Raw genomic sequence first — 11666 nt, forward strand, 5'->3', positions numbered from 1 at the left:
TGGCCGTTGAAAGCCCTCGACGAACTGACCTTCGACAATCGCTTCGCCCGCCTGGGCGACGCCTTCTCAACCCACGTCCTGCCCGACCCCATCGACAACCCGCGCCTGGTGGTGGCAAGCGACGCCGCCATGGCCCTGCTGGACCTGGACCCGGCGCTAGCCGAGACCCCGGTGTTCGCCGAGCTGTTTGGCGGGCACAAGCTGTGGGCCGAGGCCGAGCCACGGGCGATGGTGTATTCCGGGCATCAGTTCGGCTCCTACAACCCGCAACTCGGCGACGGCCGTGGCCTGCTGCTGGGCGAGGTGTACAACGCCGCCGGCGAGCACTGGGACCTGCACCTCAAGGGCGCCGGCCAAACCCCTTACTCGCGCATGGGCGATGGCCGCGCGGTGCTGCGTTCGTCGATCCGCGAATTCCTCGCCTCCGAGGCGCTGCATGCCCTGGGCATCCCCAGCTCACGGGCGCTGTGCGTGATCGGCTCCGACACCCCGGTCTGGCGTGAGAAACAGGAGCGGGCGGCGATGGTGCTGCGCATGGCGCCAAGTCATATCCGCTTTGGCCACTTCGAATATTTCTACTACACGAAAAAACCCGAGCAGCAAAAACAGCTCGGCGAACACGTGCTGGCCATGCACTTCCCCGAGTGCCTTGAGCAGCCTGAGCCGTACCTGGCGATGTTTCGCGAAATCGTCGAGCGCAATGCCGAACTGATCGCCAAGTGGCAGGCCTATGGCTTCTGCCACGGGGTGATGAACACCGACAACATGTCGATCCTGGGCATCACCTTCGACTTCGGCCCCTTCGCCTTTCTCGACGATTTCGACGCCCACTTCATCTGCAACCATTCCGACGACCAGGGCCGCTATTCCTTCAGCAACCAGGTGCCGATCGGCCAGTGGAACCTCAGCGCACTGGCCCAGGCCCTGACCCCCTTCATCAGCGTCGAGGCGCTGCGCGAAACCCTCGGTCTGTTCCTGCCGCTGTACCAGGCGCAGTACCTGGACCTGATGCGCCGGCGCCTGGGCCTGACCACCGCCGAGGACGAGGACCAGAAGTTGCTGGAGCAACTGCTGCAACTGATGCAGGGCAGCAGCGTCGACTACACCCTGTTCTTCCGCCGCCTGGGGGACGAGTCCGCCGAACTGGCCGTGGCCCGCCTGCGGGACGACTTTGTCGACATCAAGGGGTTCGACGCCTGGGCCGAGCGCTACAAGGCCCGGGTCGCCCGCGAGCCGCAGGAGCCTCAGGCTCAGCGCCGGGCACGGATGCACGGGGTCAACCCGCTGTACATCCTGCGCAACTACCTGGCGCAAAAGGCCATCGATGCCGCCGAGAGCGGTGACTACAGCGAGGTACGCCGCCTGCACAGCGTCTTGAGCCAGCCGTTCGAGGAGCAGCCCGGCATGCAGGCCTATGCCGAGCGGCCCCCGGAGTGGGGCAAGCACCTGGAGATCAGTTGTTCTTCCTGAGTCGCGCCCTCAGATGAACACTTCGGCCGAGATGCCAAAGCGCTCGGCCAGCCAGCGGACCTGCCGCAGGTTGAGCTGGCGCTTGCCGCTGAGCACCTCCGACACCACCGACTGCGCGCCCACCCCGGGCAGGTCGCTTTGGGTCAGGCCGTGCTCGCGCATCAGGGACGCCAGCATACTGACCCCACTGACCTGCGGCATGGGCCGATGCTCTTCGTCGTAGGCCTCGATCCAGTCGCCGATGATATCCACCAGGCTGTTGAGCGGATGCGCCTCGTCATCCCCGGTCAGCTCCAGCAACTCATCGAGCGCCGCGACCAACCTGTCGTAATCCGCCTCGGTCCTGGGTTTGCACACCAGGGGCGCCACATACTGCCAATGCTCGGCAGCCTGCTCGACCAACACACTCATCCTCGTTCCTCCCTCCATTGGCCGCGATCATAGTCGCGGTGATCCAACACATGACGGATGTACAGCTTCTGCGTGGTATGGCGAACCACTGCAATCAACCGCACGTTGTTACCACCGATATCGAACACATGCAGCGGGCCCACTTTGTCCACCGCCGGACAAAGAGCGCGCAGGGCGGCGAAATCCACCGGTTTGCTGCCCTTGAGCAGCCGATACCACGTATCCAGGGCATTGGCCGACTGCGGCCAGCGCGCCTTGGCTTCCCAGATTCGTTTGACCGTGATGATTCGCATGCAATGTCCCTATCGCATAGTGCTATGGAGGCTAGACGCGAGCATCGGATATCTCAAGATGCTATATCCGCCGTCAGACCAACGGCGCTCGTGTACTGCCAAGCCTAGACAGCCAAGGCGCCTGCCTGCCGCGCAGTGTGTGAGCGATTGCAACAAACTCCAGGGCACTCTGGTGTCTGGTAAAGTCCGCAACACTTTTACCGAGCACGCTTGAGCCCCCATGCCGAGCGCTTGCCAAGGAACCGCAAATGCCGGAAAAAACCGTCTCGATCTGGGCGACCCACGCTGACTGGAGCGAGGACACGCTGCACCACCTGACTTGCCCCAGCTACACCGAAGACGGCGATAGCCAGGGTTCGGAGTTTTCCCGGGCCTTCGGCGTGAGCCTCGACGACGACCTGCTGGAAGTTGCGCGAGTCGAGGTGGGCTGCTCGCTGCTCGCCGCCCTTGAAGACTTTTCGTACGCCGCCAGCATCTGCGACAGCCTCACCGAGCAAGGCCTGGGGCAAACCCCGCAGCCGTTCAATCAACTGGTGCTGGCCTACGACCACCGTTTCACCGGCACCCCATCGACCGCCAGCATCCGCGGCGTGATCGTTCACTACATCGCCAGCGTCAGCTACCGCGAATGACCGGCGGAGGTGTTATGCACTACCAGCAGCACCTGGCCTTTGGCGACTTGATCGAGCGTCTGCGCCAGCAGGAAAAAACCCTGCAGTTCTGCGTCTACGGCGCGCCACAAGACACCCCTCTGACCTTGCACACGCCCTGCGTGATCGAGGCGTTTTCCCAGATCACCGATGACGACGAAGAGATCTACCCGCCGTACGTCATCCAGAACGGCCTGGAATTCTGGTTCAGCGACGAACTGCTCGAAGACGTGGTCATGAGCGCCCTGCACCACAAGCCGACGGTGAGCAACACCGAGCTACTGGCGGCCATCGAGTACTACGCCGAGCGCGACTGCTTCATGAGCTTCGATTAAGCCCTGGCCTGCCGCGCAAAAAAGTGGGCAAGCCCCGGGCTGGGCCATGGACCCACCGGCAACGGATGCGGATAATGCGCGACCCTGATTGCCAGTACCTGTAAGGATACGCATGAACCTGTTCCTCAACCTGGTCACCCTGGTTTTTGGTGTCATCAGCCTGGTGTCGGCTGTCATCTACCTGAGCCGCCGCGCCAAGTACCGCATGAACCTGCAGGACCTGCGCCTGCACGGCAAACCCCATCGCACCATCACCCAGGCCGAACTGGAGGCGCTGGCCGAGCAGACCGCCAGCCTGCAACGGATCCAGGGCAGTGGCGGCATGTCCTACGAACCTGTCAGCGACAACGTCTACCTGATTCGCGGCGGCGCCGCGAGCGACGGCATCGAGCTGCCGGCGCAAGCGCTGCAACATGTGTCGATCGGTGAAATCCCCGTGGAATTTCCCTACCCGATGCAGAACTTCCTGGCCGCCAGCAACCTGGCCGAGGTGGTCATCGCCAAAAAGTTCGCCGTGGTCATCGGCCTCAATGGTCGCCGCCTCGCGCAGTGACGCGTCGGCCGCCTGTCCGCACCTTCTCCGGTTCGCCCATGCCGCGAACCCTGCCCCCGCTGATCCTCTGCACGAGCCCACCATGAAACGTTGCTGCCTGCTGCTATTGCCACTGCTGCTCTCACTGACCGGATGCAAGGAAGACTTCGCGACCCTGCACTTCCAGGACTCGGTGCGTTCCGACCCCAAGGCCGGCCCGCAATTCTCCGACCAATTGGTGCACGAGGCGTACAAGCAGAGCATTTACACCGCGCTCAGCGTCCAGGGCCTGGACCCGGATGCCATCGCCCTGGAGCGCGACGCGGAGGATGACAAGGTGATCCACCTGCGCCTGGCGGACCGTTCCCTGAGCCCGGAACAACGAGGCAGCCTCAGGGCCATCTTCGAAGGGGTCACCAACGCGCGAAAGGCCAGCTCGATGAACCTGCGCCTGGACCTGGATAACGCCCATGCCAGCGTCACCCCGTCCGGCTCCAGCGGGCTGCCGGACAGCATCGACGCCAGCCTGGAGTTCGACCCGACGTTCGAAATGCTGCTGGCCCGCAGCTATGAGGACAGCATGAGCGCCATCGTCAGCAAGAGCGAAATCGAAGGCCCGGTCAGTTGCAAGATCAACGCCCACCTGAAAATGCCCGAGCGCTTGCAATTGATCGCCTACGAAGCCCTCCAGGACGACATCAGCGAGCCCGGCCTGATCTCATTGATGATCCGCAGCAGCATCGCCAAGGTACCGCTCAGGGTGCATTTCGATGACCCGGACCTGAACCGGCACCTGCAACAGAAAAACGTCCAGATCTGGCCATCGAGCTCGAAAATCACCCGGCCCGCGCCTGTTCCGTTCGACGAATTCGCCATCAGCATCGGCTCCATCGGCGTGCAGAAGCTCACAACCGCCCAGTCTTTCGACACCCGCAAAGATGAGCTGCAAGCGCTGTGCGATCAAAAAATGCAGGCCCTGGGCCGGCCATTTACGTTTCAGATGGGCCGGACCCTGGATCGCTTGAGCCGGGTCGATTACCTGTAACCACTTGCGCGACAAGGATCCCCATTGAACCGACGCCTCTGCGTGACCGCCCTGCTGCTGATGCTGCTGACCGGCTGCAAGCAGACCTACCTCACCCTGCATTTCCAGGAAGAGGTGGGTAACCCCAAGCAGGCCAGAATCGTGCCGTACTTTGAGGAGACCATCACCCAGATGGCCGCCGGGATCGGCATCGAGGCCGGCGACATCGGCCTGGAGATGGACCGCCAGGACGACAAGACCCTGCATATCAAACTGGACAGCAGCGTGCCCGAGGCCCAGCGCCTGCGCCTGCGAGAACTGTTCGACGAGATCGTCCAGGCCCGTGCAGCCGGCACCTTCGAAGCGGTGTTGGAGATCGCCCCGGAAACCGGGAAATACACCAGCGCCGACTACCGCAAAAAGGCCATGGACCTGCCGCGCCGCTTGCCGCTGCCCCTGGAACCGGTGAAGTTCGCCGACGTCATGTTTCAGTTCTCGGCAGAGGAATTGGCCACCGGCAAGCTCGCAGCCGCCGGCACCCCCAACGAGGCGTTTTGCCAATACCAGGCCACTGTCCGGCCACCGGGCATGCCGTTCAGCCAGATGGGCAGCAAGGCCGGGACCGGAAAAGGCGATTACAACCTGTACCTGCAGTGGAAAGAGGACAAGCACGCGCCCGCGCAGTACCTGTTCGGCAACATCACCTTCGCCAACCCCACGCTCAACCAGCAGCTGTTCGACAACCGCATCACATTGGGTGCAATCAAGACCTCCTGGGGTACGCGCCCCAATCGCCGGGCCGACCGGGTCGGGTTCAATGTCGGCTCCCTGGGCCTGCAGCACCACGAGGACGGAGAGATTTCGCCCCTGCAAAACATAGGGTTCATGGGCCGCTGCGAGCGTATGGCCATGGCCCTGGGTCGGCCCTTTACCTTTTACATCGGCCGTTCCATGGACCGCCTGGTCAGCGTCGAGCAGGCCCCGTCCGCCCCGTGAATCCGGGGCGCCACGTCGGCACCTGCCTGCCGGCGCCGACTTGATATTCACCTCGGGCGCCGCCATTTAAGGCGCTCTACCCTGCTTGCGGAGCCTAACCATGTCCGAGCCACTGCTGATCCCCTGCCCTCATTGCAACGGTCTCAACCGCATTCCCGGCGAGCGCCTGGGCGACCTGCCCAAGTGCGGGCGCTGCAAGGCCGAGGTGTTGCTGGGTAAACCCTTTGAACTGACCCAGGGCGATTACGCCAGCCAGATCAAGGGCGACCTGCCGTTGCTGGTGGATGTCTGGGCGCAGTGGTGCGGGCCGTGCACATCCTTCGCCCCGGTATTCGAACAGGCGGCGGCCCAGCTCAAGGGCAAATGCCGGCTGGCCAAACTCGACAGCGAAAGCAATCAGCAGTTGTCGGGGCAATTGGGGATTCGATCGATTCCCAGCCTGATCCTGTTCAAGAACGGCCGGGAAGTCGCCCGCCAGAGCGGCGCCCTGCCGTTGCCGCAACTGCTGGGCTGGTTGCGCAGCCAGGGCATCTGAGCCCTGCACCGGCCAATGAGGGGCTTGCCCCCTCATGGTGGAGTCAGGCGTTTTCCAGCAGATTGTGCAGCTCGACAAACTGCTGGGTCAGCTTGTGCCGTGGGTCGAGGTGGATCAGCGGCATGTTGGCCTGGTGCGATTCACGCATGCGCACCGAGCTGGCCAGGTACACCGGCAGCACTGGCAGGCCTTCGGCTATCAACTCGTCGAGGATCTGCTGCGGCAGGCTGGCCCGGGCCTGGAATTGATTGACCACGATGCCTTCCACTTGCAGGTCTTCGTTGTGGTCTTCCTTCAATTCTTCGATTTCTGCCAGCAGGCCGTATAGCGCCTGGCGTGAGAAGCTGTCGCAATCGAAGGGGATCAACACCCGATCAGCGGCAATCAATGCGGATACCGCATAAAAATTCAGGGCCGGCGGGGTGTCGAGGTAGATCCGGTCGTAATCTTCGGACAACTCGTCGAGCAATTTGCGCAGCTTGTTGATCTTGTGCTTGGCCTCGAGCTTGGGTTGCAGGTCGGCCAGCTCGGCGGTGGCGGTGACCACGTGCAGGTTGTCGAACGGAGTCTCGTAGATATCCACCTGGTTTTTCTTCGAAAACGGCCCGGACGACAGGGTCTGCTTGAAGAAATCGGCAATGCCCATGGGAATGTCGTCGCCGGTCAGGCCGGTGAGGTACTGGGTGGAGTTGGCCTGGGCATCCAGATCCACCAACAAGGTGCGATAACCTTCGCTGGCGCTGACCGCCGCCAGATTGCAGGCAATACTCGACTTGCCCACGCCACCTTTCTGATTGAACACCACACGCCGCATGTCAAAACCTCCGTGTATCAAAGATCAGCGAGTGTAGTAGCCCTGGTTGCCGCTTAGCTACCTCGTTGGCGGCCCACTCGCACACGAGCCCAGCCGGCAGTGGAAAATATCATCCTAAGCCCCCGTATTACCGATGGGCTGCATTATTTTTCGGGGTAAAAGATGTCAAAATGATATCTCCGCATAAGAAGCGTCTTATTTCTTCAAGCAAATGTAACCAATATTTGCTACAAGCCAGCCGCACCGGGATAATGCGCGCCACTCGGCCATAGGGCCACGTAGAGTCGGTTCGCTATCAACGCGACTCACCGCGTCAAGGAAGCCCGCAGGGGCGGGATGAAAACCAGTGATCAAGTTCAACATCGCTCAATGGCGCGCATGGGCCCCTGGGCTCGAAAGCGTGGACGATTGGCAGGCCTGGAGCCGCCAACCGACCGTGCTTGCCAGCAGCGATGCCGCCCCCGACGTGTCCTTCCTGCCCGCCATGCAACGCCGACGCCTGAGCCGCCTGGCACGAATGGCCTTCAGCGTTGGCTGGCCCTTGGCCGAAGGCCTGGAACACTTGCCCCTGGTGTTTGTTTCACGCCACGGCGAAACCCCACGCACCTTCGACATTCTCAGCGACCTGGCCGCCGGCCAGCCCCTGTCGCCGACCCAGTTCAGCCTGTCGGTGCATAACGCGGTGATCGGCCTGTGGTCGATCATGCGCGGCGAAACAAGCGAAATGACTGCCCTCGCCGCCGCCGGCGACGGCCTGGAACACGGCATGCTCGAAGCCGCCGCGCTGCTCGCCGAAGGCGCCCCGGCGGTGCTGCTGCTGATCACCGAAGAGCAGCCGCCACAGGCCTATGCCGAATGGATCGACGACGTGCCCTTTCCTTATGCGGTCGGCCTGCTGCTGACCCCGGGCGACGACTGGCAGCTGTCCCTCGGCAGCGCCGGCGATGGCAGCGCGTCTGAAGACTGCCCGCGAGCCCAGTGGCCCCATGCCCTGAATCTGTTGCGTACCCTGCTCACCCCGCAGGCCACCTGCCAACATGCCTGGAAGAATCGTGTATGGACCTGGCAACGCAACCGGTAAGCGCGAAACCGCGCGATGCCTACTACTGGCGCCTGATGGCCACGGCAGCGAGCTTTACGCTGTTCGGTCTAGGTAGTTTGTGCCTGCGCCTGGTGATTTTTCCGCTATTGAGCTGCCTGCCGGGCACACCCGAGGCGCACCAGCGTCGTGCCCGCGCGACCATCAGCCGGCTGTTCTGGCTGTTTATCCGGTTCATGGCCCGCTGCGGCGTGCTGACCTATGACGTCCAGGGCGCGGAGAAACTCGGCCGCCCGGGGCAGATGATCATCGCCAACCACCCGTCGCTGATCGACGTGGTGTTTCTGATCGGCCTGGTGCGCAACGCCAACTGCGTGGTCAAACAGAGCCTGTGGCAGAACCCCTTCACCCGCGGCCCGGTGCGCGAAGCCGGCTATATCAGCAATGACGGCAGCATGGACATGCTCGATGCCGCCGGCCAGGCACTGCAGGACGGCCAGACCCTGATCATTTTCCCCGAAGGCACGCGCACCGTACCGGGCCAGGCACCGGCCTTTCATCGGGGCGGGGCAGCGATTGCCCTGCGGGGTGCGAGAATCCTCACCCCGGTGGTGATAAAGGTCAGTCCGACCACCCTGACCAAGGCCGAACCCTGGTACCGCATCCCGCAACGTCGCGTGCACTTCAGTTTCCGCGTGGGTGCCGATATAGATCCACAGACCTTCGCCGCTCAAGGCCCCGCACCCCAGGCCTCGCGCAAACTCAACGACCACTTGCATCACTATTTCATTAAGGAGCTCGCCTCAGATGAGCAATCTGCACCCGGACTTAACCCTTGAGATCAAGCTGTTGATCATCGACGCCCTGGGCCTCGAAGACATCAGCGCACAGGATATCGGCAACGAGCAGACCCTTTTCGGCGACGGCCTGGGCCTGGACTCGGTAGACGCCCTGGAACTGGGCCTGGCGATCCAGAAGAAGTACGGCATCAAGATCGACGCCGACGCCAAGGACACGCGCAATCACTTCAGTAACGTGGCGAGCCTTGCGGCCTTCGTCACTGCAAAACAGGCAGCTTGAGACCGGACCATGCAAACTCGTGACGATATCTTCAACACCCTGCGCGATGCCCTGGTCGAACTCTTCGAGCTGGAACCCGAGCGCGTGAGCCTTGAGTCCAACCTGTACCAGGACCTGGAAATCGACAGCATCGACGCGGTCGACCTGATCGACCACATCAAGCGTCAGACCGGCAAGAAAATAGCCGCCGAGGAATTCAAGTCGGTGCGCACCGTCAATGATGTGGTCGAGGCGGTCTACCGTCTGGTCCAGCCGGCCGCATGAGCCGTCTGATCGGCCTGGGCCTGCTGCTGGCGGGCTTGCTGTACCCCTTTGCGGTGTATTTCGGCATGGAGCACTTCGCCCCGTGGCAGTTCGGCCTGTTGCTGGGCGGCCTGTGGCTGGCCCGCGCACTGACCGGCGAACGGCGGGCCAGCAGCCTGTGGATGGCGGCGGCGGCCATGCTGTTCTGCCTGCTGCTGGCGCTGTTCGACAGCCCGCAATTGCTGCGCTGGTACCCGGTGCTGATCAGCAGTTTCATGCTCGGTCTGTTCGGCCTGAGCCTGAAATACGGCCCGCCGGTGGCCGAGCGCCTGGCGCGCCTGCGTGAGCCTGCGCTGCCGCCCAAGGCGATTCGCTACACGCGCCAGGTCACCGTGGCCTGGAGTGTGTTTTTCCTCTGTAACGGATTGCTCGCCGCCGCCCTGACCCTCTGGGCGCCGCTGAGCTGGTGGACGTTGTACAACGGCCTGATCGCCTACGGGCTGATGGGCTTGCTGTTTGCCATTGAATGGCTATTACGACAACGCGTACGAGGCCGCGCATGAATTGGATCAAGCTTGAGCACCTGCTGCTCAAGGCTCACCCGGGGCGGACGGTGACCTTCGACCCGGTACTCGACCACAGCGCCCTGCACGACCAGGCGCTGCGCCTGGCCGCCGGGCTCCAGGCCCGGGGCGTGCAACGCATGGCCCTGCACCTGGAAGACGCCGCGCAACTGGCCATCGCCCTGCTCGGCGCCTGGCGGGCCGGGGTCAGCGTACTGCTGCCGGCCGACCTGCAGGCCCAGACCCGCCAGCGCTGGTGCGGTGAGGTCGACCTGTGGCTCACCGACCTGGAGCACGACACGCGCCTCGCTGACCTGTTGCAGGCGCCGCTGCCGGCTGCCGAGCTGGACCTGACGCAGTGCCGCTTGAGCCTGTGCACGTCCGGCTCCAGCGGCGAACCCAAGCGCATCGACAAGACCCTGGTGCAACTGGCCAACGAGGTCCAGGCCCTGGAACAGCTGTGGGGCGCGGAACTGGGCAGCGCCTGCATGATTGGCAGCGTCGCCGCGCAACACATCTACGGCCTGCTGTTTCGGGTGCTGTGGCCGCTGTGCGCCGGGCGCCCGTTCGTGCGCCGCCAGTTGCCGTTCCCCGAAGACCTGCAACGCGCCAGCCGCGAGTACCCGCCCTTTGCCTGGGTCGCCAGCCCGGCGCTGCTCAAGCGCATGGGCGACAACCTCGACTGGCCGGCCTTGAGCCAGGTCAGCCGGGTGTTTTCCTCGGGCGGCGCCTTGCCCGCCGAGGCCGCGCACAGCCTGCAACAGCGCCTGGGCCAATGGCCGACCGAGATTTTCGGCAGTTCGGAAACCGGCGGCATCGCCTGGCGCCAGGGCGCGAGCCTGTGGCAACCCTTCGCCGGCGTGCAGTTGAGCCAGGACGCGGACGGCGCGCTGCTGATTGCCTCGACCTACCTGCCAGAAGGGCATGTCGAACACAGCGCCGATGCCGCACGGATCGAGGCCGATGGCCGTTTCGAGCTGCTCGGGCGCCTGGACCGGATCGTCAAGCTGGAAGAAAAACGCATCTCCCTGCCCATGCTCGAACAGGCCCTGGCCAGCCATGCCTGGGTCAGCGAAGCGCGCCTGGGCGTGGTCCAGGAAAACCGAGCCTCCCTCGGCGCCGTGCTGGTCTTGAGCGAAGCGGGCTTGCAGGCCCTGCGCAACGGCGGCCGCCGCCACCTGACCCAGTCCCTGCGCCAGCACCTGAGCCAGCACTGCGAAGCCCTGGCCCTGCCGCGCCGCTGGCGGTTGCTGCGCCAGCTGCCGCTGAACGCCCAGGGCAAGTTGCCCCAGGCCGAGGTCGAGGCCCTGCTGCTGGCACCGCGCCCACAAGCGCCTGAAGTGCTGGAACAGCACGAACAGGACGGCGAGTGGAACCTGCAACTAAGCATTCCCCCGGACCTGGCCTATTTCAGCGGGCACTTCCCGCAGACCCCGGTATTGCCTGGGGTGGTCCAAGTCGATTGGGCCCTGGCCCTGGGCCAGCAACTGCTGGACCTGCCGGGCCGCTTTGCCGGCATGGAAGTGCTGAAATTCCAGCAACTGGTGCGCCCCGGCGACCAGGTGCAATTGCACCTGCGGTTCGACGATGAACGCGGCAAATTGTATTTCGCCTACCGCAACGACACGGCGGCCTGTTCCAGTGGGCGCATTTTGCTGGAGGCAGCCTGTGGATAAGTTTT

The 11666-nt window shown here is 63.7% G+C and carries 16 protein-coding genes; 13 read left to right on the top strand and 3 right to left on the bottom strand.

All coding sequences use genetic code 11. From position 1 onward, the window contains the following. Window positions 1-6: 6 nt before the first annotated feature. Window positions 7-1470 (top strand): protein adenylyltransferase SelO, encoded by a 1464-nt coding sequence (selO, locus tag ACOZJV_RS26930; protein WP_078469493.1) that lies wholly within the window; start codon window positions 7-9, stop codon window positions 1468-1470. Between the two features lie 9 nt (window positions 1471-1479). Here selO and ACOZJV_RS26935 read toward each other — a convergent pair whose 3' ends face one another. Both ACOZJV_RS26935 and ACOZJV_RS26940 read right to left on the bottom strand, forming a co-directional pair. After that, entirely contained in the window at window positions 1480-1881 is a 402-nt protein-coding gene (locus tag ACOZJV_RS26935) for a helix-turn-helix domain-containing protein (RefSeq protein ID WP_078469492.1), read from the bottom strand. Beyond that, window positions 1878-2174 (bottom strand): type II toxin-antitoxin system HigB family toxin, encoded by a 297-nt coding sequence (locus ACOZJV_RS26940; RefSeq protein WP_421548892.1) that lies wholly within the window; start codon window positions 2172-2174, stop codon window positions 1878-1880. Before ACOZJV_RS26940 ends, ACOZJV_RS26935 begins: the two co-directional genes overlap by 4 nt. Window positions 2175-2422: 248 nt before the next feature. Here ACOZJV_RS26940 and ACOZJV_RS26945 point away from each other — a divergent pair, with 248 nt between their 5' ends. The 6 genes from ACOZJV_RS26945 (at window position 2423) to trxC (ending at window position 6246) form a co-directional block, all read left to right on the top strand. Beyond that, entirely contained in the window at window positions 2423-2806 is a 384-nt protein-coding gene (locus ACOZJV_RS26945; protein WP_078469490.1) for an immunity 22 family protein, read from the top strand. A gap of 14 nt (window positions 2807-2820) precedes the next feature. After that, window positions 2821-3159 (top strand): DUF7716 domain-containing protein, encoded by a 339-nt coding sequence (locus ACOZJV_RS26950; protein ID WP_421548893.1) that lies wholly within the window; start codon window positions 2821-2823, stop codon window positions 3157-3159. 112 nt (window positions 3160-3271) lie between these two features. After that, complete coding sequence (locus ACOZJV_RS26955) at window positions 3272-3712, top strand: hypothetical protein (RefSeq protein ID WP_201129157.1); 441 nt, start codon at window positions 3272-3274, stop codon at window positions 3710-3712. A gap of 82 nt (window positions 3713-3794) precedes the next feature. Beyond that, window positions 3795-4736, top strand: coding sequence for a hypothetical protein (locus ACOZJV_RS26960; RefSeq protein WP_421548894.1), 942 nt, complete (start codon window positions 3795-3797; stop codon window positions 4734-4736). Window positions 4737-4760: 24 nt separating this feature from the next. Next, the gene (locus ACOZJV_RS26965; protein WP_421548895.1) at window positions 4761-5711 is read left to right on the top strand and encodes a hypothetical protein; all 951 of its coding nucleotides are present in this window, start codon (window positions 4761-4763) and stop codon (window positions 5709-5711) included. 100 nt (window positions 5712-5811) lie between these two features. Continuing rightward, window positions 5812-6246 carry a thioredoxin TrxC gene (gene trxC, locus ACOZJV_RS26970; RefSeq protein ID WP_020297328.1) on the top strand — a complete coding sequence of 145 codons (435 nt, stop codon included), beginning with the start codon at window positions 5812-5814 and terminating at the stop codon, window positions 6244-6246. Between the two features lie 43 nt (window positions 6247-6289). Here trxC and ACOZJV_RS26975 read toward each other — a convergent pair whose 3' ends face one another. Beyond that, window positions 6290-7060, bottom strand: a complete 771-nt coding sequence (locus tag ACOZJV_RS26975; RefSeq protein WP_078469485.1) for a ParA family protein — start codon at window positions 7058-7060, stop codon at window positions 6290-6292. A 346-nt stretch (window positions 7061-7406) separates the two neighbouring features. Here ACOZJV_RS26975 and ACOZJV_RS26980 point away from each other — a divergent pair, with 346 nt between their 5' ends. The 6 genes from ACOZJV_RS26980 to ACOZJV_RS27005 are packed head-to-tail and all read left to right on the top strand — an operon-like array spanning window position 7407 to window position 11661. Next, window positions 7407-8141, top strand: a complete 735-nt coding sequence (locus ACOZJV_RS26980) for a beta-ketoacyl synthase chain length factor (RefSeq protein WP_421548896.1) — start codon at window positions 7407-7409, stop codon at window positions 8139-8141. After that, a complete protein-coding gene (locus ACOZJV_RS26985; RefSeq protein WP_020297331.1) occupies window positions 8117-8938 on the top strand; it encodes a lysophospholipid acyltransferase family protein in 822 nt (273 codons plus the stop codon). The genes ACOZJV_RS26980 and ACOZJV_RS26985 overlap by 25 nt, the downstream gene beginning before the upstream one ends. Then, window positions 8907-9179: a phosphopantetheine-binding protein gene (locus tag ACOZJV_RS26990; RefSeq protein WP_020297332.1), complete on the top strand. Its 273-nt coding sequence runs from the start codon at window positions 8907-8909 to the stop codon at window positions 9177-9179. Before ACOZJV_RS26985 ends, ACOZJV_RS26990 begins: the two co-directional genes overlap by 32 nt. Before the next feature lie 9 nt (window positions 9180-9188). Further along, window positions 9189-9443, top strand: a complete 255-nt coding sequence (locus tag ACOZJV_RS26995; protein WP_078469483.1) for an acyl carrier protein — start codon at window positions 9189-9191, stop codon at window positions 9441-9443. After that, window positions 9440-9985, top strand: coding sequence for a hypothetical protein (locus tag ACOZJV_RS27000; protein ID WP_078469482.1), 546 nt, complete (start codon window positions 9440-9442; stop codon window positions 9983-9985). Before ACOZJV_RS26995 ends, ACOZJV_RS27000 begins: the two co-directional genes overlap by 4 nt. Next, complete coding sequence (locus tag ACOZJV_RS27005; RefSeq protein WP_421548897.1) at window positions 9982-11661, top strand: AMP-binding protein; 1680 nt, start codon at window positions 9982-9984, stop codon at window positions 11659-11661. The genes ACOZJV_RS27000 and ACOZJV_RS27005 overlap by 4 nt, the downstream gene beginning before the upstream one ends. Window positions 11662-11666: the final 5 nt, after the last annotated feature.

The organism is Pseudomonas sp. QD4, assembly GCF_049199125.1.
Classification (GTDB): domain Bacteria; phylum Pseudomonadota; class Gammaproteobacteria; order Pseudomonadales; family Pseudomonadaceae; genus Aquipseudomonas.

What these genes read in the sequence shown, in the direction of transcription:
- ACOZJV_RS26975 (WP_078469485.1), bottom strand. Translation starts at nt 7,060, where the DNA reads ATGCGGCGTGTGGTGTTCAATCAGAAAGGTGGCGTGGGCAAGTCGAGT.
- ACOZJV_RS27005 (WP_421548897.1), top strand. Translation starts at nt 9,982, where the DNA reads ATGAATTGGATCAAGCTTGAGCACCTGCTGCTCAAGGCTCACCCGGGG.
- ACOZJV_RS26945 (WP_078469490.1), top strand. Translation starts at nt 2,423, where the DNA reads ATGCCGGAAAAAACCGTCTCGATCTGGGCGACCCACGCTGACTGGAGC.
- ACOZJV_RS27000 (WP_078469482.1), top strand. Translation starts at nt 9,440, where the DNA reads ATGAGCCGTCTGATCGGCCTGGGCCTGCTGCTGGCGGGCTTGCTGTAC.
- ACOZJV_RS26960 (WP_421548894.1), top strand. Translation starts at nt 3,795, where the DNA reads ATGAAACGTTGCTGCCTGCTGCTATTGCCACTGCTGCTCTCACTGACC.
- ACOZJV_RS26995 (WP_078469483.1), top strand. Translation starts at nt 9,189, where the DNA reads ATGCAAACTCGTGACGATATCTTCAACACCCTGCGCGATGCCCTGGTC.
- ACOZJV_RS26985 (WP_020297331.1), top strand. Translation starts at nt 8,117, where the DNA reads ATGGACCTGGCAACGCAACCGGTAAGCGCGAAACCGCGCGATGCCTAC.
- trxC (WP_020297328.1), top strand. Translation starts at nt 5,812, where the DNA reads ATGTCCGAGCCACTGCTGATCCCCTGCCCTCATTGCAACGGTCTCAAC.
- ACOZJV_RS26955 (WP_201129157.1), top strand. Translation starts at nt 3,272, where the DNA reads ATGAACCTGTTCCTCAACCTGGTCACCCTGGTTTTTGGTGTCATCAGC.
- ACOZJV_RS26990 (WP_020297332.1), top strand. Translation starts at nt 8,907, where the DNA reads ATGAGCAATCTGCACCCGGACTTAACCCTTGAGATCAAGCTGTTGATC.
- ACOZJV_RS26935 (WP_078469492.1), bottom strand. Translation starts at nt 1,881, where the DNA reads ATGAGTGTGTTGGTCGAGCAGGCTGCCGAGCATTGGCAGTATGTGGCG.
- ACOZJV_RS26940 (WP_421548892.1), bottom strand. Translation starts at nt 2,174, where the DNA reads ATGCGAATCATCACGGTCAAACGAATCTGGGAAGCCAAGGCGCGCTGG.
- ACOZJV_RS26950 (WP_421548893.1), top strand. Translation starts at nt 2,821, where the DNA reads ATGCACTACCAGCAGCACCTGGCCTTTGGCGACTTGATCGAGCGTCTG.